Genomic DNA, 19,539 nt, shown 5'->3' with positions numbered 1-19,539 from the left:
TATGAGAATTACTTTTTTAGGCACTGGAACATCCCAAGGAGTACCTGTAATTGCTTGTGGTTGTGAAGTTTGCCGATCTCTCGACTTTCGTGATAAACGTCTTAGGGTTTCTATTCACCTAGAAATAGCCGACAAAAGCTTTGTTATTGATACTGGCCCCGACTTTCGTCAGCAGATGCTTCGTGAACGTGTTCACAAGCTGGATGCTATTATTTTCACGCACGAACACAAAGATCATACTGCTGGTTTGGATGACGTAAGAGCATACAATTTCTTTCAACAGAAAGATATGCCTATTTATGCTCGTCCGTCAGTACTTGAGCAAATTCAGCAAGAATTTGCTTATGCATTTACTGCTATAAAATACCCCGGCACTCCACAAATTACCCTGAACGAAATTCATTATAATACTCCTTTTGATATTGAAGGCGTTACCTTCACTCCTATTGAAGTATTACACTTCAAATTGCCAGTATATGGCTTTAGGATAGGCGATTTCACCTATATCACCGACGTAAACTATATTTCGGAAGAATCTCTGGAAAAAGTAAGAGGTTCTAAAATTGTCGTAATTGGTGCTTTGCGTAAAGAAAAGCATTTATCACATTTTACCCTTTCTGAAGCCATAGAGGTACTCGAGAAAATCAAGCCTGACGAAGCTTATATTACTCATATCAGCCACCAGATGGGACTGCATAGAGATGTAGAAGAAGAATTACCTTCTTATATAAAACTCGCCTACGACGGCCTCACGCTTACGTGCTAGTACTATATTAATAGCGTATCTACACGATGTGCATGTACCATTCTTTCACAAGGAGACCACGAGAAAATAGTAAATCTTCCATCTTGCGAAGCTACTAAGGCAATCGCATCCCGTTGATCATACACAAATTGTGCTGCAGAAAGGTGTCTAGTGCCTCCATTCTGAACTGGGTGTACTACCTGAGGTTCATTGCCAACGATGGGTTCTGTTACTAAGATGGCTTCTAACGCTTTACCTGATGGCGAACGCCCAATTTTTGCACCAAAAGCCAATACTTCAAACTGGTCATTAATGATAGTAGCACCATCCACGGCTGTTAACCCCGCTATACCATTTATCGCTTGATTTAACTTATTTTGCAAGGCAGGATTATAGATGTCTAATCCTTTTTCATTCAAGAAAGAAAGACCCGAGAAAACAGGGCTGAGGGCATAAGTAATAGGGTAAATAATAGAAGAACGCCAATTATCATTTTTAGAAGGTACAATCAAAAGGGCACCTCCTCTTTGGTGTGCTCGCATGGCTACTGCTAGCTGGACAAGTACATTCAAGGAATCATTCCAAGAGGAAGGCGAAGCGATACCAATCATAGAACCCAACACTGCTGGGCAGTCGGGCATAGTACCACTGCTTTCGTCGATTACCTTTATTTGGTCGCCTTTCAATACAGCAACATTGATAAATTTACCAAAGCCATCTGTTCTGCGATGTTTGATGACCAACAGGCCTGGTTCAACAACTTCTAAGACAAAACATAAGCCTGGAATATTGGTAGTAGTTCCCCAAATATATAATTCATCATCTTCTATCCAAACGCCTAAGTGGATACCTGCATGTTCTACAGAGGGTGCTAATTTCGTTAGTACATCAGGATTAAACTTTAATCTATGTTCAAAAATTAAGGGACGTTCGGTTAATAAGGGCGGTAAAAAGGCAAGTGATATTTTAGGAGAACGCCCCTCTTCACGACGGAGACTCGCCCAAAAGCCAACATCGATAATTGATTCTATGACCAAACTATTAGGAATAGGGGCAAGTATTTTACCATCATGCCTCACTGCATTTTGATGGTGAAATATAAAATGGCTTTCAATGGTTTCAGAAACCATTTGAGCTGCCTGATAAGTAGTTGTGGTGGAAATCATCATTAAATTTTACCTCTCTTGATTTGTCTTCAATGCAAATTGATACTATACCTACTCAACTATTAATTTTTGGCTTAGGTTCAATGCTGTAAAATTTTATATGAAGTATTTATAAGTTTTATAAAACTAACCTTCATTAAAACTTGCGAGCTTAAATAGATAGTTGTCATCTAAGTACTTTTTGTTATTTTTATTTCAAATACACTCTTTTTCTAACTTTTTAATCAAAAATTGATTATTTTTTGCTGAATTTGCAATAACTATATTTTATTTATTTTTTATCTTTCAGTTAAATTTACGAAATTAATACCTCAACTTAGCCTTTTTCTACTACATGAGCCTTACACAACCAACCAATAACAACGATGTTTCATTTGACTTAGATGAGCTAGATTTTGCCATACTAGGACAATTGCAAGAAGATGGGCGTCGCTCATTTACAGATATGGCTGAAAATTTAAAAACATCAGCCAGTACGATACGAAGCAGAGCAAGTAAACTAATTGAAGATAAAACCATTCAAATAGTTGGCCGTGTAAATACTGCCAGAGTAGGCTTTCATGCGTATGTGCATATCAAAATTTCGGTACGACCAGCCAACCTGATTGAATCTGTAGCTGCACAATTACAAGAATTCAGAGAGGTGAGTTTTTTGGCGGTTACGTCAGGAGATTTTGATATTCAAGTAGATGTCATGTGTAGAGATAATAATCACTTACTTGAAGTAATTAATCAAAGGATTCCGAATATTGAAGGGGTATTTCAGACTAAAACGGATATGTATATCAAAATTTTAAAATATTCTCAGCCTGATTTAGGTTTGTTAAATAAGCCGAAAGAGTGAGAGGAGACAGTTATGAGTGATGAATTGTGAGTCTTGAGTGAGTAGTTGTCATTGCCTCATATAGGTTGCTTTACTGGATATAAAATTCAATCATTTATCACTAGCGAGGGACTTAAGTCCCTCGCTAGTGATAAATGATTGATAATAAGACTGTTATCCCTTATAAAACACCCATTTACTAATCTCTTTCCAAGAGGGTTTCTTGCCGTACATCAAGATACCTACGCGATATACTTTGCCTGCAAACCATGTAGTGCCCAGAAAACCAAGGACAAGTAATGCAAAAGACAGGGCAATTTCCCAATTTGATACACCAAAAGGTAACCTAACCATCATGTCTATCGGTGAGGTAAGGGGGAACATAGATGCCCAAAAAGCGATTGAACTATCTGGTTTCTGAATGATTATCTGACCAAGTATAAATGATAAGATAATAGGTATCGTGACGGGAAACATAAATTGTTGTGCTTCTGTAGAGTTCTCTACAGCCGAACCTACCGCAGCAAAAAGCGAACTATACAACAAATATCCACCCATATAAAATAAGAAGAAGCAGATAATGATTTTTGTCAAAGATATGTTATCAATCGTTTGTGAAATACTTGATAATGGATTGGTATCTTTTACATTTTCTTTATATTTTTTGATTTCATCCTTGCTCGCTCCAGATTGTTGAAGGGTCTGAACTTTCTCCTGAATTTTACTTGACATAATGGCCGTTGTAGCACTAGACGCTCCAAAAGTAAGTACACCCCACAAGAGAAACTGCGTAAGCCCGACTAGCCCAACACCCACAATTTTACCCATCATTAATTGAAAAGGACGAACAGACGAAATCATTACTTCAATAATTCTGTTACTTTTTTCTTCGATTACACCATTCATTACTTGTGAACCGTATAAAAAGGCAGAGATATAGAGAATCAAACCAAAAATACCTGCTAAAATCATCGCTCCTGCCGAGCTACTACTTTGTTCGCCACCTTCGTCATCCAACGTATAGGTTTTAGCATTTACGTTTACCTTGTTATCTTCCAATACCTTTAAGTCTATATTGGCTTTTATCAGTTTAATATTACGTAATTCTGTCTGAATTTTCCCTTGAATTTTGTATTGTGTAGATATGCCAATGCTTTTTTTCCCTACCATTTTCACACCATTCGGATTATCAAGAATATCCTTTTGGATGTTCACTAAAATATCGGCTCCACTTTTTACTAGGTTTTTCTTAGCCTGCTCAAATGAACCATTGATAAATTTAAAAGCAACATCATCATCTGATTGAAGCTTACCTTTGAATAAATTACTTTCATCGACTACCTCAATAGTTTTGGTATCGTTTGAATTCAAAAATAAATAAAGGGGAATGGCATATACTGCCGCTATCAGAACGGGAACTAAGAGAGAAGCAATCCAAAAAGATTTTTTTCTTACTCTGGTAATATATTCGCGCTGGATAATCAGTAAAATCTTATTCATAGTTTTGGGGATTTTTTAAAAGGAATGCTGATTGAATGGATTTAGCAATGTTTCTTAAAGAATGTCGTTTGCTTCACCACCCACCACTTTTATAAAAATATCATTGAATGAAGGAATATTTTCATTGAAAGACTTAAGGTCTACTTGCTCAATCAAAATGGCAATCAATTGGTTTACAGATACGCCTTCCACTAGTTTGATGTTTGCTCGTGTAATTCCATCGTCCAAAGGTTTAGTATTTAACAATTCAAAAGCTAAAGGATTTTCGGTTAACGAACCCACGAAGTCTATCGTATAAGAATTTTCTCTGAAACGATTTTTCACTTCTTTCTTGGCTCCATGAAGCACCACTTTAGCCTTATTGATTAGTGCGATGTGGTCACACAATTCTTCAACAGACTCCATTCTATGGGTAGAGAAAATGATGGTTGTCCCTTTTTGTTTCAGTTCTAATATTTCGTCTTTTAAAAGATTGGCATTGATGGGGTCAAAACCAGAGAAAGGTTCATCCAGAATAATCAATTTAGGTTCATGTACAATCGTAGCGATAAACTGTGTTTTTTGTTGCATCCCTTTTGAAAGGTCTTCAACATTTTTATTCCACCAGTCTTTTATATCAAATTTTATAAACCAGTGTTTCAGCTTTTCGGTAGCATCCGCTTTGCTCATGCCTTTCAATTGGGCAAGATACAGCAACTGTTCTCCTACTCTCATTTTTTTATACAACCCTCGTTCTTCTGGCAAATAGCCGATTACTTCAATGTGTTTGGGCTGTAATTTTTCACCGAGTAGCACAATGTGTCCTTCGTCGGGAGCAGTAATTTGATTAATGATTCTTATCAACGATGTTTTACCTGCTCCGTTTGGACCTAACAACCCAAAAATTGAGCCTGCTGGTACTTCTATACTAACATCATCCAAGGCAGTGTGTCCTGCATAGCGCTTTACCACATGGTGGGCTTCTAAAATATTCGACATCAACGGTGTGGGTTTAAAAGTTATTTAAGTTTTGGAATAAGTCGCAGAAAGCTAATAAGAATTACAACGACAGTACAAAACAAAAAGAGTTTATCAAAAATGGTGTCAATTTTTGATAAACTCTTTTATTTGTTTGATAGTCGGTAATAATTACGCTTCTGTTTCTTCGCTAGTCTCAGCACTTGTGCTTTCTTCTGAAACTTCTGCTGCTTTTTTCTTAGTAGGCTTAGCTTTTTTTTCAGCCACTGGCTCGTCTTCTGTTACTATCGCAATTTTGGCTGCCAATTCTGCTTTTGCTGCTGCTTTCGCTTTTTCTTTTTCTACTTTTTCAGCTTTCTCTTTTGCTTTTTTAGCTTCTTTTTTTGCTTCCTTCTCTTTCTCGTCAATCTCCTCTTTCTGAAGTTTAGTATATTTTTTCACTAGGTCTTCAGTTGTTTTATCAACAGATTTTACTAGTTTTTTAGCACTTTTTGCATTTAACCCGTGGAGTTTTCCTAAAATAAGGGCTGAAATTTCGTTGGCAAGAGTCTTATTATTTGATTTCATGTTCAATATTAATTTAATATTAAATTATTGTTATTTAATTGAGACGAAGGTATTAATAAGGTTGAAAGCAAAAAAGTTTTTCGTGTTAAGTTTTTCAAAAACTAATATTAATTATTTTTTGTAATTAAATACTTGCTAACATAATCCCAACAAATGATACCTGTAGTTACTGAAATATTCAAAGAATGCTTTGTACCAAATTGGGGCACTTCCAAACAAAAATCAGCCTGCTCTACTACTGATTGATTTACACCAAAAACTTCGTTCCCGAACACAAAAGCATATTTTTTGTCTAATTGGGGTTCAAAGCTTAATAAAGATACACTATTTTCTACTTGTTCTACTGCCGCTACGATATATCCCTCCGCTTGGAGCGTCTTTATCAATGCCAATACGTTTTCAACATGTTCCCAAGTTACGGTTTCATCTGCCCCTAAAGCCGTTTTCTGGATTTCTCGGTGTGGAGGTGTAGCCGTAATACCGCCCAAAAACACCTTTTCTACCTTAAAAGCATCTGCTGTTCTAAATACCGACCCTACGTTGTTCATACTTCTGATATCATCCAAAATCAGCACATAGGGAAACTTTTCTACTTGTTGAAATTCCTCCACAGTCAAGCGGTTGAGGTCTTCCATTGATAATTTTCGCATTGTTAATTAAAATTTTTGTGGTTATCGTATTTCTCTCAATTCCTCTGAAATCAACGATTGCCATTTTTGTTGTCCTACAAAATTAATACTATGGTTACTATCCGCATCATATTCCCTTTGCAAACGATTAAATTCTCGATACATTTCAATAAATAATAGCTGTAATTCGCTGTCGTAGTTATCGAGCGTCAATATTTTAGTAGCTTTCTTTTTAAAACGCTCTATAATTGTTTTGGTAATATCAAAATGCAATTGTTCATGAGCAAGGCTATATTCTGTAAGCATGCCCATCGTCCATGAAGAACTTTTCAATAAATAAGCTTTTAATTGTAAATCGATTATCAATACTCCGTCTTTAATATCTGTAAAGGCTCCGTACTCAAAATTCGTAAAAACTTGTGCGGCATACTTTGTATTTTGTGGTCTTTTGCCCTCAAAATCTTGCCAAGATAATTTGTGCTTGGGCGACCAAAAAACGGTATCGCCACTTACAGGATTATCTACACCATAATCCGCTTTAATATTAATTTTAAGTGATTTGGCCAAGGCTGGATTTTTATCGAAATTAATTGTCATCCATTGGTCAAAATATATCAGTGACTTATCCAACAATCGCCCAATGAGGTATTCAAAATGGTTGTCGGCATTAAAACTGCGAGTAAACGTAATTTTAGTTTGGAAGGTTGTCAAATTAAGTAAGGTAGTGTCTCGCATAAAACTAAATGTTACTTTTACTTCACTTTGACCATTAATAGTTTTAGGATTCACTATTTTTTCTACCACTTTTAGTTCTTTGATGCTGATAATAATAGGATAAGCAGCAGGATTCTTTTTGGAGAATTTCGCTAAAAATTCATTACTTGCTTTTGCTACGCCCTTTACTACATCCAAATACACACCATCTTTTTCTTGATTATGCACCAGTCCGATATTAAGCTTATCACTACGCTCATCGACAATCTTCAACAAGTAAAAGTTGTTGTTTTTTAATTTAACAGAAGAATTACCCAGAGAAATTAATTTTTCCTGAGCTGGCACATAAGTTTGTACTATCAATTGAAAAAAAACACAATTAAACACTAAAATCCACTTGAAATTTTTACATTTTTTCATATCTTAGTATAAATTATATATTCACAAAATTTTTTAACGATGTCTAATTCAACACAACACTCAGAAGATAACGAACTTTCGACCGCACAGTTGATTGGCTTGTTTATCGTTTTTGCTTTTTTATTAATTTGGTTGGGAGATACCTTCACTGCGACAGTGGGTATTATTGGCGAGGTAATCGTATTTATTGTAGCATATAACAACAAGCATAAATTGATTGATCCTTAGTAAAATGTAAGTTCTTCCTAAAAAGGGTTGCTTCAAAACACAATATAACAAATGTTTTTGAGGCAACCTTTTTTTATAAACACTTACTTGGTTTCATCAGTCAACCAAGTTTTCTCAATCAAATATTTTGCTTCAGATGTAGCCATAATTGTTTCAGCATCAATCAAGAAATTCCCCTTCTTTACTTTTCCTAAGAAACTTGCCTTTACGTCGGTAGCTGCTATGGTGGCGTCAAAAATAGTATATTGGTCTAGTGTAATGGATACCAATACACGATTTTGAGCTTCGCCAAACAAAAAAGCATCTTTGCGGAAAGCTGAATTGGTTCTAATACTAAATCCTAAGCTATTAGGTATTGCCGACTTAGCCAACGCTACAAACAAACCTCCGCATGATACACTACGAGCCGACTGAATAGCTTTATTTTCAATTAATTGTGCTAATACTTCCTGAATACTTTTTTCTTCCTGCCAATCTAAAACCGAAGCAACAGATGTTTGTATGTTTTTATAAGCAGATAAGTATTCAGAAGCAGTAATGTCGTTTTTAGAAGTGCCTATTAAATATATCAAATCGCCTTCATTGTTGAAATCAAGCGTTATCGTATCGTCAGTATTTTCAGAAATCCTTTTTGGGGAAGATACATTTGGTAATGTTAGAAGATGTTTGGCGACCAAAGCAATCTCTTCGTCCTTTACATCTTCTACAGCATCAATACTAAATTCCTTTGATGAATCGGGAAGAATATCTAATTGTTGAGCTATTTCGACTTTAGAAGGTATCAATACTTTGAGTGTTTCTGGTTGTGCTACTTTTCTTTTATTAATCAATAATCTAATTGTTAACTAAAAATAATGAATAGTAGTTTTACACAAAGTAAAAATATTTCTGGCAAAGGATAGTTTAAGTATTCATTAAAGCTGATTCGTTACTTTAGAATACCTATCAATTTAGCTAATTGTATCAGGGCAGTAGTATCGCGAGCACCTAGCTTACGAATCATATTTTTTCGGTGATTATCTACAGTATGCGAACTGATAAACAATTTCTCTGCAATTTGTTTTGATTCGTAGCCTCTCAAAAGCATTTTCAGTACGTCTAATTCCCTATCCGAAAAAACATCCTGCTTTTTTAGTTGCATTTCTGTAGAGGAAAAAGTGGTAACAAGGTCACTCTGCCTAAAGCTTACTCTGCCTAAATAATTATCCAATTTCTTTACCAGATGTTCGATGTCTTGGTCTATCAAAAAACATAAAGTAGGCAACCCCTCATCATCAAACTCTAACCCTATCAATTGCACCATTGAATGAAAAGGTTTTTTGCTAGGTCTATAATATTGCATACCATATCCATAGGCAACAAAACTTTCACGGGCATCACGGGGGGCTTGTCGGATAGAATTGTACATAAATCGCAATAACTCTGGAATGGCCGATACATTCTGCATACTAGGAACCATAGTTCCTAATACCATGGGGACGCCTTTTTCTATAAATTCGTCAGGATGGATACCCAGTGCCAATTCGGTATTAGCGACAAATCTGTAGGTGAGGGTTCGCATATCCAGAATCTGATACACTGCATTGGGCAAAGTAGAACTAAGGCTAAAAAAGCCTAATTCTTGTAAATATTTTTCAACAGATTTCTCCGTAGCACTTCCCGCTACCATACTTACTGCATCTAAACATTTACGGAATAATTGTTCTATAGAATTATTAGATAAAGATTCCATTGTTTTTTGTAGAATTTACATTTTCTTTGCAAAAAAAGATGTGAGTATTTTATACTAATTTTTTTTAGGAAATTGTGTAAAATAGACACTTTGGCTATTTCTAAACAAGCAAACATTGCATAGCTTTGCATTGTGAATTACTCTACTAGTAATAATAATAAATTATTGATGTGTTTATATACATTTTTATTATTATTTATCCGCCAGAGTCGTTTCAACAATGCTTAACCACCATTTTAACAATGATCCATTAATAAAAATAATCAGAATCTTAGTATCCCCGCCAGCGTACTTTTAGCCATTCTATTAGATTATTTTTCAGAAAGTCGAAGCTAATACTTCGGCTTTTTTGTTTTTTATCCCTCAATGAAGGGCAGAAACCGTTTTTATATCATCTTCTGTATCAATATCGTATATACCTTCAGGGAAATCAACCGCTACAATCTCATCTAAATAATTGTTCAAAATTACTTTTGCACCTTTATCTCCCTCTAATGCCATTAATACTTCAAAATATTTTTTATCAAACAAAATAGGCACCCCAAATTGGTTTGCATATTTACAAGCAACGATTGTTTTCTCTGAATTTGCAAATACTTGCAACATTTTTTGCAAAATTGCTTCATTTACAAGTGGTTGGTCACATAATAAAATCAATACTGCATCAGATTCGCCCGCAATTTCTTTGATTCCAAAGCTGATAGAATTACCAATACCTTCATTCCAATGAGTGTTGACCTTTATTGTTAAACGTTCCTGATTTTCTTGAACAAGCTCACTTAATCTAGGTTGAATCAAGGTTTCGTTCGCACCTAGTATTACAAGTACATGATTCGTTACATCCAATGCTAATTGAGTAATTTTACTTATGAGTATTTCCCCTTTATATGTTACTAACTGTTTGGGACTTCCCAAACGGCTTGAACTACCCGCTGCTAAGATTAAAGATGTAATTTTCATATTTGTAAAGTATGATATTCGCAAATATAAATTAATAGTCTTGATTTATATCGCTATGCTGTTTTGTTAATTACGGAGATATCCAAACGTTGAATTTTCCTATCCGTGGAATTAAGTAATTTAAAACAGCTACTGGCATCATCAATCACAATCGTTGGAATACTTGCATTGCCTTTTTTACATATTGCATTGCTTATATCAAATTCATTATTTAGGTTTGTATCGCTATATTTTTAAAAATATAGCGAAAAGGCGAACTCATATTGCTTTCTTGACAAAAAGGTATATTCAAAAGATTTTTATGGCTACTGGAGTCAGTATATCAAACCAAATATTTTCTAAAAAATTGGTTTCTTTACTAACACTAATCATTGTTGGTTGCTTTGCGATGGCTACTATTCAAATACGCCATGAACAGGATATACCTATCGGTGACTATGAATTGAAGTATCCAGCTTATTTCGGCAATAGAATTAATACAAATGCTAAAAATGTTCTTACTAAACAGGGTGTATTTTTAGGGAGAATGTTATTCTATGAACCTAAGTTATCATCCAACAATCTTGTTTCTTGTGGTTCATGTCATCAACAGAAACTGGCATTTACTGATGGGCAAGCTTTTAGTATGGGCGTTGGTAAAGTGCCTACTACCCGAAATAGTATGTCGTTAGCAAATCTGCTTTGGGTTCGTTCGTTTTTTTGGGATGGCAGAGCCAACAGTTTAGAAGGGCAAGTCACTGAACCTATCACACATCCTAATGAAATGGGCGAGTCGATGGAAAACGTAGCGCGTAAACTTCAAAAGACTACCTTCTATCCACTATTTTTCAAAAAAGTTTTTGGGACAGCCACCATCACAGGTGAACAAATTGTAAAAGCTATCGCACAATTTGAGCGGACACTGATTTCTGCGGACTCTAAATATGATCATTATTTACAAGGCAAATACACTCCTACGCTTGAGGAATCAAATGGTATGTCGCTTTTTTTTACCAATCCGATGGCTGAAAAAGGCATACGTGGGGCTAATTGCGGACATTGCCATACAGGACCAAAAATGTTTTCAGAGCTATTTCATAATAATGGTTTAGATAGCATCCCAAGCGATATTGGTCGAGAAAAATTTACTGGTTTAGCCATCGACAATGGCAGGTTCAGAGCGGTTTCTCTTCGCAATATCGCCCTTACGGCTCCTTATATGCACGATGGAAGATTCAAGACATTGAATGAAGTACTAGACCATTATAGTGATCATATCAAGCAAAGTGCCACACTAAGTCCTTTTTTACAACGAACGGTTAACAATATGGGCGGAAGCACTATTCACCTTAGTGTTAAAGAGAAAAGTGACATGATTGCTTTTTTACAAATGCTTACCGACGAGACGTTTATCAATGACCCTCGTTTTTCAAATCCACACAAAAGATAATTAGCCATGAAAAAACAATTGTTGTTTTCCATCATTTTTATGAGCCTGACCGCTCATTTTGCTTGGACGCAAACCAAACCTGCTCAATCATTTATAAAAGTAGAAGGAGAAGTATTGACTCCTTTAACACTAAATGCTGATGATTTATCAAAAATGAAGCGTGCAGAAACCAGTACCAAAGACCGCGATGGAAAAGTTTACAAATATTCGGGAGTACCCGTAACAGAAATATTAGGCAAGGCTGGTGTTACGTTAGGCAAACAGTTAAGAGGCGAAAATCTAAGTAAATACCTTATCGTAAAAGCAGCAGATGGCTATGAAGTACTTTTTTCATTGACTGAATTAGACTCTAGTTTTACTGATAGAGTGATTATCCTAGCCGACCAAATGGAAGGTAAACCTCTACCCAACGGCAAAGGTCCTTTTAGGATTATTGTTCCAGATGAAAAAAAGCCTGCTCGTTGTATTTTTGAAGTAACCAATCTTATCGTTCGCTTTGCGAAGGATTAATTTGGTTATCACTCAGTCACTCATGGCATGACTTTGAAAGTTTTATAATAGCTCACAATTAATTGGAAGTCATGCCAAGTTTTAAATCTTATCCATTGTTGGTGTTTTTCACCAACAATCTAAGTGTCAGTAACTTATCAACTTAATAGTTTGATTTTATTCTTTCTTTGGAGTGTTGCTGACGCTTGATTTGTTGGTGAAAACACCAACAAAGGCGAATGAGTTTTCAAGCCTTATTTCTAGCGAGGGACTTAAGTCCCTCGCTAGAAATGAATGATACAAAAGAGTCATTTTACAAACCATTTTTCATAGCCACGCCCACCATACTATCGGCAGTGCCATAATATAAAAACCATTTTTGCTTAAAAAAGACCAACCCTTCAATAAAGGTAGTGCCAGCTTTGTATTGTCCACGCATCTCATGTGGCAAATCTGGTTTGATAAAACATTCATCAAGTCTTTCTATCACTTTTGTAGGGTCGTTAATATCAAAAAGTACTTGTCCACCCGAATACGTTTCGGCCGGAAGTTTCATATCCCTTGTTTCTCCGTTGGCATTCTTTCCATTGTATAATAGTAAAATTCCTTTGTCAGTCAATATCGCTGGCGGACCGGGTTCGGTTAAATCGCTATCAAACTTGCCTGCTCTGGTATTCATGACAAATTTCAATTCGCCGTTTGATTCTACTAGTGGTGTCCAATTAATTAAATCGTCGGAAGTGGCTATGTTGACTCCTTTTTCTCCCCAATACATCCAATATTTACCCTTAATTTTAGTAGCTGTAATCTTACCATTTTCCATTTTAGTAACAATCGAGCCTGACTTCGACCATATATTCACGAATTTTCCATCATAGGCTTTTCCAAAAGCAGGACCATGTTTTTTCCAATGTATTAAGTCTTTAGAACTTGCAATACAAAGTCTGGCGACATCTCTATTCCAAGCAGTATATGCTACGACATACGTACCATCTGCCCGTTGTACAACTCGTGGATCTTCGCATCCACCAGGATTATCGTATTTAGAAAATTCGTCTTTCGCAGGAAATAATACGGGCGTTTTTCTTCTTGTAAAATGAATGCCATCATCGCTTACTGCTAGCCCTATCCTAGAAGTACGAAAGCCTATTTTTGTGCCGGGTATATCTTCTGCCCGAAATAAAACATATACTTTTCCGTTTCTAACAATAGCTGCGGGATTAAAAATATCTGCTTTTTGCCATTTTACCGACGTGTTAGTCATCGGACAAGCAAATACATAGCTAGAGTCGGCCATTAAAATTGGGTTTTCTTTTGGTTTAGAAAAGCCTTCTAAAGACCAATCTGTATTTTGAGCTACCGCCAAATGGGCAATGAGGCTGAAAAAGATAAGTAATTTTAATTTCATGGTATATCTGATGATTGTTTCATATAAATCTATCTAAAATTATCTACAAATTAATCTGTATTATAGGTTAATTTAACGTTGGCTTATTTTGTTGAAACAACCTTAGCATCTTAACTTGCAAAAGCATTTAACCAAATCATTCATAATAACCATTTTTTTTATTTATGAAAAAGCTGTGTTTAGTTTTTCTTTTATTAATAAGTATTCAAAGTATTCGTGCACAAGTATTCTCGGGAACCCAAGAAATAGATAAAGCCACCAAAGAGGGGGTATACACTACTGTATCTATTGAAGATAAGTACATCAAGCAAAGTTGGCAAAATGAGCTTGCCAAATACGGAAGTGTAGAAGTAGGCAGAAATAATGTTTTTAGAATTACAGGGGCTAGAATACCAAGTATTTCACCAGACCCTGTGATGGTGGTCAGTAAAATTACCGCCGAAAGAGGGAGAAGTAAAATTTTCCTTTCAATAGGCTTTGGTGACGAAGTATATGTTAATGGCTCGCATCCAAAGTATTTAGCAGCCGAAAAGATTTTGAATGATTTTGTAGAGGTACTAAAACGCCATGAAGAGGTTAGAGTAGAAGAAAAAAATGTGGAAGATATTAAAACTAGACAACTTAAATCTGTAACGACGTCCGACAAACTGACAAGAGCCATTGAAAACAATAAAAAAGAAAAAGATAAGCTTTTATTGAAGATAGAGGAAAATAGACTTGAGCTAGAAAGACTTCAAATGGAAGTAGAACAAAACAAAAAAGATCAGTTATTGATGAATGAAGGGCTTGTAAATCAGCAAAAAAAGGTTGAAGAAGCCAAACTCAAACTCAAAAAGCCATAACTTATTGCTTACATCATTAAAAATCCTTTGGGCTAAAAATGCTTAAAGGATTTTTTATTTTAAAACTCGCCATCAAAAAAATCCATTCATAAAGTCAAATGTACCGTCTATTCATTTTCAGATTGATAATCTTTAAGGTCGGTATAAATTTCATCCATCAAACGAAAAGAACTATTTAAAATTATTTTTAAACCAGCTTTTTATAAAACTCTAAACAAAAAAACTAAACAACAACAACCATGAACGATTCACTTTATCGCATACCTTCAAAAGGACAATTAGGGGGTGTAGCAGCTGGACTAGCAGAACGCTTCGGCTTTGATGTATCAATAGTCAGATTACTTTTATTTTTGGGTTTAATATTTACTCATGGTATTTTTTTCTGGATGTATATTATCTTGTGGATAGCATTGCCAGTGAAACATCAGTGGGAAACAACAAGTACTCCAGAAGATTCAAATTTTAACTCAACAACATTTACTAACATGAAAAAGGATTCAAGCAAAGTTTGGGGCATTATTTTAATAGTATTAGGTACGATATTCTTATTAGACGAATGGATTCCTGATTTTGACTTTGGCAAATTCTGGCCTCTTATTTTAATCGGTGTGGGTGGTTATATTATCTTCAAAGAAAAAGATAAAATCAACTTCCATAACGATAACGACAAAACTAACTTCTAAATCGACATTTTGAGGCCGTTATGAATATACGAAAACGGTTATTAATAACGGCTTCAAAACTTAAACGCTTTTTAACGATGAATTCAAAAAGTATTTTTACCGGAGGATTTTTAATCTTACTTGGTTTCCTATTTCTAGGGAAAGAGTTTGGTTGGTTTAATATCAATTGGCACGAAATCTCAAGACTTTGGCCACTTTTATTAATCTATTTAGGATTGGTTGCTTTTATTGGCAAAAGCAGTCGTTCAGCTACTGTCATTACTATTATTTTACTTTGCATAGCTATTCCTATTGTTATTGTAAGGAGCTGTAAAGATAAAGTAGAACACGCTTTCAACGACCATGATGTTCATATCGACTTGGATGATGATGACGACGATGATCATGATAATGACAACGAGGAATATCATTTTAAAGGAACAAAGCAAAAACTTGTAGAATCAATGAGTCCACAAGTTAAATCGGCAACATTTGAATTTACAGGTGGAGCAGCAGAGTTTGTCATTAATGGTTCTTCAAATGATTTAGTAGAAGCTGATGCGGACTTAAATTTCGGTAATATCTCGCTTAAGAAAACAGGCGATTCTAGCAGTCCAAACATTGCTTTTGCTTTAAAAGGAAAGAAAAATCATTTTAACCTTAGCGATGATAATCATAACAAAATCAATTTAAAGTTAAACCCAAGCGTATTGTGGGATATGAATTTTGAATTTGGAGCAGGCAAAGCAGACTTCGATTTGAGTGAATATAAAGTCAAAAAGCTTTCTATTAAAACTGGGGTAACTGAAACGGATGTTAAACTAGGAGACAAAGTAGATAATTTAGACGTACAAGTAGAATCTGGTTTAACTTCTATCGAGTTTAATATTCCTGAGGCTGTTGGTTGTAGAATAGATATTGATGGTGGACTAAACTCTAAAGATTTTGATGGATTTATTCAAAAAAATGGACATTGGGAAACACCAAATTTTGAAAAAGCTAGCAAAAAAATCAACATTAATTTTGATGGTGGTTTGCAAGAATTAAAAGTTAAACGTTATTAGTATTGAGCTTTAGATTCGACAACTTTTAAAAAAGTTGTCGAATCTTTTTTTCTATCTGTCTTGAGATTAGACAACTTTTGTAAAGCTGTACAATCTTTTCTAATCTTTTTTTATACTTTACTCTGACAAATCTCTACCAATACTGAGTTTGTACCTTTTGGATGTAGAAAACATACTAATTTATTGTCTGCACCATCTTTGGGCACTTCATTCAACAAGGTAAAGCCCTCTCCTTTTAGTCTTTCCATCTCCTCATAAATATTGGCTACTTCAAAAGCGATATGATGGATGCCTTCTCCTTTTTTCTCGATAAACTTTGTAATCGGACTATTCTCATGAGTACCTTCCAGTAATTCAATTTTGGTTTGTCCCACCTGAAAAAATGAAGTAATCACCCCTTCAGACGTTACCTCCTCTTGTTTAAATGGCGCTACACCCAAAAGTTTAGAAAATAATTCGTTAGAAATACCCAAGTCTTTTACTGCTATTCCGATATGTTCTACTTGTGCCATCATCTGCTTTAAATATTTATAATGAGAAAGCGACAATTTATAAAAAACAAAAACCCCAACCTAAAAAGGCCAGGGTTTTAAATGACTATCTATCTAAAAAAAATTAGATTCTCTTCACATTCACAGCATTTAAGCCACGCTTTCCTTCTTGTACGTCGAAAGAAACAGAGTCATTTTCACGAATCGTTGTGCCAGATAATCCTGTTACGTGAACAAAGATTTCTTCATTAGACTCATCATCAACGATAAATCCAAAGCCTTTAGATTCGTTGAAAAATTTAACTTTACCAGTTTGCATAAAAATTGATATAAAAAAAATTGAAAAAATAAAAAATACTACGGTTTGTTCTGATTATACTGGTAATCAATATATGCAAAACTAATATGTTTAAATCCTCTAAAAGAAGAAAGATTTGTCTCGCTAACTCGGCTTTCGCCTTTTACTCTTAAAATTTAAATAGTTAAGAAGTAATTTATAACCTAAATAGAATTAAAATTTTAATCCCAAGCAACATAGCAAACAGGTCTACAATAAGTTCTGCTACATTTGTAATGAAACCAAAACTTTAAATTTATTCACAATAATACTGTACTGAACTTTATTTTACGATTCTTTCGTATTGAATCCACTAAAACAGCACTTACACTAACTACAATTTCTTAACATTGGCAGCGTTAAGACCTCTTTTACCTTCTACGATATCGAATGAAACTTTGTCATCTTGGCGTAAATGAATTCCACCTAATGCCGTTACGTGAACAAATATTTCTTGTCCACTTTCACTGTCAACTATAAAGCCGAAGCCTTTGCTTTCATTAAAAAATTTAACTGTTCCTGTTTGCATGACGTAAAAAAGAATGTTTGATAATGATACAAATAGTTATCCAAAAGCATCATAACTGCCTTTTGATAATTAATAGCCATAAAAGTTAAGATTGATATTCGAAGCATGTGATAATCAAGGAGAATTGAACCTAAGGGAACCAACGGACTCTTGAAAACTAATTACTTTGTACTAAAAACTTGTCACTCTTGTTACTATTAATACCCAAATGTAAGTATAATTTTGTGTATTCCTATTTTTAAATAAATATTTTTTAAAAAATAAAAAACTTAATATAACTATATTTATATTAAATTATACCATTTCAATACAAATTATTATTAAAATAATATAACTCTTAAAAATACGTTTTGTACGACACTATTTTTTTTTGATAAACCATTAAAACAACGTAACTTTAATATAGTTTTTATAGCATAATTAATTAGCACTCAGTTTTTTGACCTAAAGCCATGTCAAATACATTAAAATTAAAATACTCTGTAGAACACCACGTTTTTGGGGTTTGTACAAAAATTGGTGAGAAATTAGGTATCTCTACCAGTAGCATTCGCTTGTATTTTGTATATGTATCTTTCATTACTGTTGGTTCGCCAGTAATCCTTTATTTAGTGCTTGCCTTCTGGATGAATATCCGCCGTTATCTTCGTCAATACAACAATCCTTCTGTTTGGGAATTGTAATACCTATTGAGGTATTTCTGGATATGTTTTCACATCGTTAACAAAATGTTGCCAAACTATATTTCTACGATATACGGTGCTGATATTTTTTTTCCGTTGAAGCTGTTTACGTTTATTATACCAACTAAAATAGTGAGCATAGAAATCAAAATGAGCTCTTGCCACAGCCCAACAGTCTTGCCACGTATCAAAAAACAAAAACTTTATTCCAGCGACTCCGTCGAGCACTAGTCTGGTTAAGATAGCCAATGCAAAGCCTTCTTCTGGATGATTTTTATACAGCATTGCCAAACCGTTTCTAAAATTCAGAAAAGTTTTATAAGGGTTCGATTTGTGTAAAGTGCCTCCGCCTACATGAAATACTTCAGAAGTACCGCAAGTATATACTTTATAGCCAGCATGATGTATACGCCAACAAAGGTCGATTTCTTCCATGTGTGCAAAAAAGTCTCCGTCAAAGCCCCCTACCTGATGAAATACATCTGCCCTTACGAACATACACGCACCCGTAGCCCAAAATACTTCTTTGTTATCGTTGTATTGCCCTAAGTCTTCTTCTATTTCCTGAAAAATTCTTCCTCGACAAAAGGGATAACCCAGATGGTCAATAAATCCTCCTGCGGCTCCTGCATATTCAAAATGACTTTTCTGGTCATAAGCCTTTATTTTAGGTTGACAAGCCGCAATAGTCTTATCATTATTCATCAATTCAATAATGGGCTCAATCCAATGCGGAGTCACTTCGACATCAGAATTCAGTAATACATAATACTCTGCTTCTACCAATGCCAATGCTTCGTTATACCCCTGTGCAAAGCCATGATTTTCGGTAAGCTCAATAATATTAACTGTTGGAAATTCAGTTTTTAATAATGCCAGCGAAGCATCTGTAGAAGCATTGTCTGCAATGTATATTGTAGCACAAGATGAATATTGTATAACAGAGGGTAAAAAATCAGCTAAATGTTTTTGACCATTATAATTTAAAATGACTACTGCGATTTGATTCATAAAGGAATTTTAGCTATTTTAGAGCAAAGTGCTTCAATTTTTAAGATTGAAATTTCACTTATTTCTTCAAGCTTATAACAGACTGGGTTCATGAGAATTGATTATATTTCAAATAACCTTGAAATACTACAATGATCTAAATGCAAAGATAAT

At 34.8% G+C, this 19,539-nt stretch carries 23 protein-coding genes; 9 read left to right on the top strand and 14 right to left on the bottom strand.

From position 1 onward, the window contains the following. Position 1: 1 nt before the first annotated feature. Entirely contained in the window at positions 2-766 is a 765-nt protein-coding gene (locus AC07N0_RS14040) for an MBL fold metallo-hydrolase (RefSeq protein ID WP_494589665.1), read from the top strand. 2 nt (positions 767-768) lie between these two features. Here the strand turns inward: AC07N0_RS14040 and AC07N0_RS14035 are convergent, their stop codons facing one another. Then, on the bottom strand, positions 769-1,914 hold the full coding sequence (locus tag AC07N0_RS14035) for a putative sensor domain DACNV-containing protein (protein ID WP_494589664.1): 1,146 nt from the start codon (positions 1,912-1,914) through the stop codon (positions 769-771). 331 nt (positions 1,915-2,245) lie between these two features. On the opposite strand from AC07N0_RS14035, the gene AC07N0_RS14030 reads away from it, so the two are divergent. Next, positions 2,246-2,755: an Lrp/AsnC family transcriptional regulator gene (locus AC07N0_RS14030; RefSeq protein WP_323250816.1), complete on the top strand. Its 510-nt coding sequence runs from the start codon at positions 2,246-2,248 to the stop codon at positions 2,753-2,755. Between the two features lie 153 nt (positions 2,756-2,908). On the opposite strand, the gene AC07N0_RS14025 is transcribed toward AC07N0_RS14030, so the two are convergent. The 5 genes from AC07N0_RS14025 to AC07N0_RS14005 form a co-directional block, all read right to left on the bottom strand. Continuing rightward, positions 2,909-4,234 (bottom strand): ABC transporter permease, encoded by a 1,326-nt coding sequence (locus AC07N0_RS14025; RefSeq protein ID WP_492803363.1) that lies wholly within the window; start codon positions 4,232-4,234, stop codon positions 2,909-2,911. 54 nt (positions 4,235-4,288) lie between these two features. Continuing rightward, the gene (locus AC07N0_RS14020; RefSeq protein ID WP_494589663.1) at positions 4,289-5,212 is read right to left on the bottom strand and encodes an ABC transporter ATP-binding protein; all 924 of its coding nucleotides are present in this window, start codon (positions 5,210-5,212) and stop codon (positions 4,289-4,291) included. Positions 5,213-5,362: 150 nt separating this feature from the next. After that, positions 5,363-5,758: a hypothetical protein gene (locus AC07N0_RS14015; RefSeq protein ID WP_492803361.1), complete on the bottom strand. Its 396-nt coding sequence runs from the start codon at positions 5,756-5,758 to the stop codon at positions 5,363-5,365. 107 nt (positions 5,759-5,865) lie between these two features. Continuing rightward, the gene (locus AC07N0_RS14010; protein WP_494589662.1) at positions 5,866-6,408 is read right to left on the bottom strand and encodes an RNA methyltransferase; all 543 of its coding nucleotides are present in this window, start codon (positions 6,406-6,408) and stop codon (positions 5,866-5,868) included. A 21-nt stretch (positions 6,409-6,429) separates the two neighbouring features. Beyond that, positions 6,430-7,521, bottom strand: coding sequence for a hypothetical protein (locus AC07N0_RS14005; protein ID WP_494589661.1), 1,092 nt, complete (start codon positions 7,519-7,521; stop codon positions 6,430-6,432). A gap of 39 nt (positions 7,522-7,560) precedes the next feature. Between AC07N0_RS14005 and AC07N0_RS14000 the strand changes: the two genes are divergently transcribed. After that, entirely contained in the window at positions 7,561-7,749 is a 189-nt protein-coding gene (locus tag AC07N0_RS14000; protein ID WP_494589660.1) for a hypothetical protein, read from the top strand. 83 nt (positions 7,750-7,832) lie between these two features. Here AC07N0_RS14000 and AC07N0_RS13995 read toward each other — a convergent pair whose 3' ends face one another. From AC07N0_RS13995 to AC07N0_RS13985, 3 genes are all read right to left on the bottom strand, one after another. After that, a complete protein-coding gene (locus AC07N0_RS13995) occupies positions 7,833-8,579 on the bottom strand; it encodes an AIR synthase-related protein (protein WP_494589659.1) in 747 nt (248 codons plus the stop codon). A 98-nt stretch (positions 8,580-8,677) separates the two neighbouring features. Then, complete coding sequence (locus AC07N0_RS13990) at positions 8,678-9,481, bottom strand: response regulator transcription factor (RefSeq protein WP_492803357.1); 804 nt, start codon at positions 9,479-9,481, stop codon at positions 8,678-8,680. Between the two features lie 363 nt (positions 9,482-9,844). After that, positions 9,845-10,441 carry a nucleotidyltransferase family protein gene (locus AC07N0_RS13985; RefSeq protein WP_494589658.1) on the bottom strand — a complete coding sequence of 199 codons (597 nt, stop codon included), beginning with the start codon at positions 10,439-10,441 and terminating at the stop codon, positions 9,845-9,847. Between the two features lie 301 nt (positions 10,442-10,742). Between AC07N0_RS13985 and AC07N0_RS13980 the strand changes: the two genes are divergently transcribed. Together AC07N0_RS13980 and AC07N0_RS13975 are read left to right on the top strand one after the other, a co-directional pair. After that, complete coding sequence (locus tag AC07N0_RS13980; protein WP_494589657.1) at positions 10,743-11,870, top strand: cytochrome-c peroxidase; 1,128 nt, start codon at positions 10,743-10,745, stop codon at positions 11,868-11,870. Between the two features lie 6 nt (positions 11,871-11,876). Beyond that, a complete protein-coding gene (locus tag AC07N0_RS13975) occupies positions 11,877-12,380 on the top strand; it encodes a molybdopterin-dependent oxidoreductase (RefSeq protein WP_494589656.1) in 504 nt (167 codons plus the stop codon). A gap of 292 nt (positions 12,381-12,672) precedes the next feature. On the opposite strand, the gene AC07N0_RS13970 is transcribed toward AC07N0_RS13975, so the two are convergent. Next, positions 12,673-13,767, bottom strand: coding sequence for a glycoside hydrolase family 130 protein (locus tag AC07N0_RS13970; protein WP_494589655.1), 1,095 nt, complete (start codon positions 13,765-13,767; stop codon positions 12,673-12,675). Positions 13,768-13,931: 164 nt separating this feature from the next. Here AC07N0_RS13970 and AC07N0_RS13965 point away from each other — a divergent pair, with 164 nt between their 5' ends. From AC07N0_RS13965 to AC07N0_RS13955, 3 genes are all read left to right on the top strand, one after another. After that, entirely contained in the window at positions 13,932-14,609 is a 678-nt protein-coding gene (locus AC07N0_RS13965) for a hypothetical protein (RefSeq protein ID WP_494589654.1), read from the top strand. A 239-nt stretch (positions 14,610-14,848) separates the two neighbouring features. Next, a complete protein-coding gene (locus AC07N0_RS13960) occupies positions 14,849-15,292 on the top strand; it encodes a PspC domain-containing protein (protein WP_494589653.1) in 444 nt (147 codons plus the stop codon). 77 nt (positions 15,293-15,369) lie between these two features. After that, entirely contained in the window at positions 15,370-16,335 is a 966-nt protein-coding gene (locus AC07N0_RS13955) for a toast rack family protein (RefSeq protein ID WP_492803348.1), read from the top strand. A 110-nt stretch (positions 16,336-16,445) separates the two neighbouring features. On the opposite strand, the gene mce is transcribed toward AC07N0_RS13955, so the two are convergent. From mce to AC07N0_RS13940, 3 genes are all read right to left on the bottom strand, one after another. Beyond that, a complete protein-coding gene (gene mce / locus AC07N0_RS13950; RefSeq protein ID WP_494589652.1) occupies positions 16,446-16,850 on the bottom strand; it encodes a methylmalonyl-CoA epimerase in 405 nt (134 codons plus the stop codon). Between the two features lie 100 nt (positions 16,851-16,950). Further along, on the bottom strand, positions 16,951-17,145 hold the full coding sequence (locus AC07N0_RS13945) for a cold-shock protein (protein WP_184132988.1): 195 nt from the start codon (positions 17,143-17,145) through the stop codon (positions 16,951-16,953). A 352-nt stretch (positions 17,146-17,497) separates the two neighbouring features. After that, on the bottom strand, positions 17,498-17,692 hold the full coding sequence (locus tag AC07N0_RS13940) for a cold-shock protein (protein WP_309919211.1): 195 nt from the start codon (positions 17,690-17,692) through the stop codon (positions 17,498-17,500). Between the two features lie 452 nt (positions 17,693-18,144). On the opposite strand from AC07N0_RS13940, the gene AC07N0_RS13935 reads away from it, so the two are divergent. After that, positions 18,145-18,375 (top strand): PspC domain-containing protein, encoded by a 231-nt coding sequence (locus AC07N0_RS13935; protein ID WP_492803343.1) that lies wholly within the window; start codon positions 18,145-18,147, stop codon positions 18,373-18,375. Positions 18,376-18,378: 3 nt separating this feature from the next. On the opposite strand, the gene AC07N0_RS13930 is transcribed toward AC07N0_RS13935, so the two are convergent. Continuing rightward, the gene (locus tag AC07N0_RS13930) at positions 18,379-19,386 is read right to left on the bottom strand and encodes a glycosyltransferase family 2 protein (RefSeq protein ID WP_494589651.1); all 1,008 of its coding nucleotides are present in this window, start codon (positions 19,384-19,386) and stop codon (positions 18,379-18,381) included. Between the last annotated feature and the right edge of the window lie 153 nt (positions 19,387-19,539).

Source organism: Arcicella sp. GW821-FHT09D11, assembly GCF_059416265.1.
The sequence above is the reverse complement of the archived record's forward strand: the minus strand, read 5'-3'. Positions and strand labels throughout refer to the sequence as shown.

What these genes read in the sequence shown, in the direction of transcription:
- AC07N0_RS14040 (WP_494589665.1), top strand. Translation starts at nt 2, where the DNA reads ATGAGAATTACTTTTTTAGGCACTGGAACATCCCAAGGAGTACCTGTA.
- AC07N0_RS14035 (WP_494589664.1), bottom strand. Translation starts at nt 1,914, where the DNA reads ATGATGATTTCCACCACAACTACTTATCAGGCAGCTCAAATGGTTTCT.
- AC07N0_RS14030 (WP_323250816.1), top strand. Translation starts at nt 2,246, where the DNA reads ATGAGCCTTACACAACCAACCAATAACAACGATGTTTCATTTGACTTA.
- AC07N0_RS14025 (WP_492803363.1), bottom strand. Translation starts at nt 4,234, where the DNA reads ATGAATAAGATTTTACTGATTATCCAGCGCGAATATATTACCAGAGTA.
- AC07N0_RS14020 (WP_494589663.1), bottom strand. Translation starts at nt 5,212, where the DNA reads ATGTCGAATATTTTAGAAGCCCACCATGTGGTAAAGCGCTATGCAGGA.
- AC07N0_RS14015 (WP_492803361.1), bottom strand. Translation starts at nt 5,758, where the DNA reads ATGAAATCAAATAATAAGACTCTTGCCAACGAAATTTCAGCCCTTATT.
- AC07N0_RS14010 (WP_494589662.1), bottom strand. Translation starts at nt 6,408, where the DNA reads ATGCGAAAATTATCAATGGAAGACCTCAACCGCTTGACTGTGGAGGAA.
- AC07N0_RS14005 (WP_494589661.1), bottom strand. Translation starts at nt 7,521, where the DNA reads ATGAAAAAATGTAAAAATTTCAAGTGGATTTTAGTGTTTAATTGTGTT.
- AC07N0_RS14000 (WP_494589660.1), top strand. Translation starts at nt 7,561, where the DNA reads ATGTCTAATTCAACACAACACTCAGAAGATAACGAACTTTCGACCGCA.
- AC07N0_RS13990 (WP_492803357.1), bottom strand. Translation starts at nt 9,481, where the DNA reads ATGGAATCTTTATCTAATAATTCTATAGAACAATTATTCCGTAAATGT.
- AC07N0_RS13985 (WP_494589658.1), bottom strand. Translation starts at nt 10,441, where the DNA reads ATGAAAATTACATCTTTAATCTTAGCAGCGGGTAGTTCAAGCCGTTTG.
- AC07N0_RS13980 (WP_494589657.1), top strand. Translation starts at nt 10,743, where the DNA reads ATGGCTACTGGAGTCAGTATATCAAACCAAATATTTTCTAAAAAATTG.
- AC07N0_RS13975 (WP_494589656.1), top strand. Translation starts at nt 11,877, where the DNA reads ATGAAAAAACAATTGTTGTTTTCCATCATTTTTATGAGCCTGACCGCT.
- AC07N0_RS13970 (WP_494589655.1), bottom strand. Translation starts at nt 13,767, where the DNA reads ATGAAATTAAAATTACTTATCTTTTTCAGCCTCATTGCCCATTTGGCG.
- AC07N0_RS13965 (WP_494589654.1), top strand. Translation starts at nt 13,932, where the DNA reads ATGAAAAAGCTGTGTTTAGTTTTTCTTTTATTAATAAGTATTCAAAGT.
- AC07N0_RS13960 (WP_494589653.1), top strand. Translation starts at nt 14,849, where the DNA reads ATGAACGATTCACTTTATCGCATACCTTCAAAAGGACAATTAGGGGGT.
- AC07N0_RS13955 (WP_492803348.1), top strand. Translation starts at nt 15,370, where the DNA reads ATGAATTCAAAAAGTATTTTTACCGGAGGATTTTTAATCTTACTTGGT.
- mce (WP_494589652.1), bottom strand. Translation starts at nt 16,850, where the DNA reads ATGATGGCACAAGTAGAACATATCGGAATAGCAGTAAAAGACTTGGGT.
- AC07N0_RS13945 (WP_184132988.1), bottom strand. Translation starts at nt 17,145, where the DNA reads ATGCAAACTGGTAAAGTTAAATTTTTCAACGAATCTAAAGGCTTTGGA.
- AC07N0_RS13940 (WP_309919211.1), bottom strand. Translation starts at nt 17,692, where the DNA reads ATGCAAACAGGAACAGTTAAATTTTTTAATGAAAGCAAAGGCTTCGGC.
- AC07N0_RS13935 (WP_492803343.1), top strand. Translation starts at nt 18,145, where the DNA reads ATGTCAAATACATTAAAATTAAAATACTCTGTAGAACACCACGTTTTT.
- AC07N0_RS13930 (WP_494589651.1), bottom strand. Translation starts at nt 19,386, where the DNA reads ATGAATCAAATCGCAGTAGTCATTTTAAATTATAATGGTCAAAAACAT.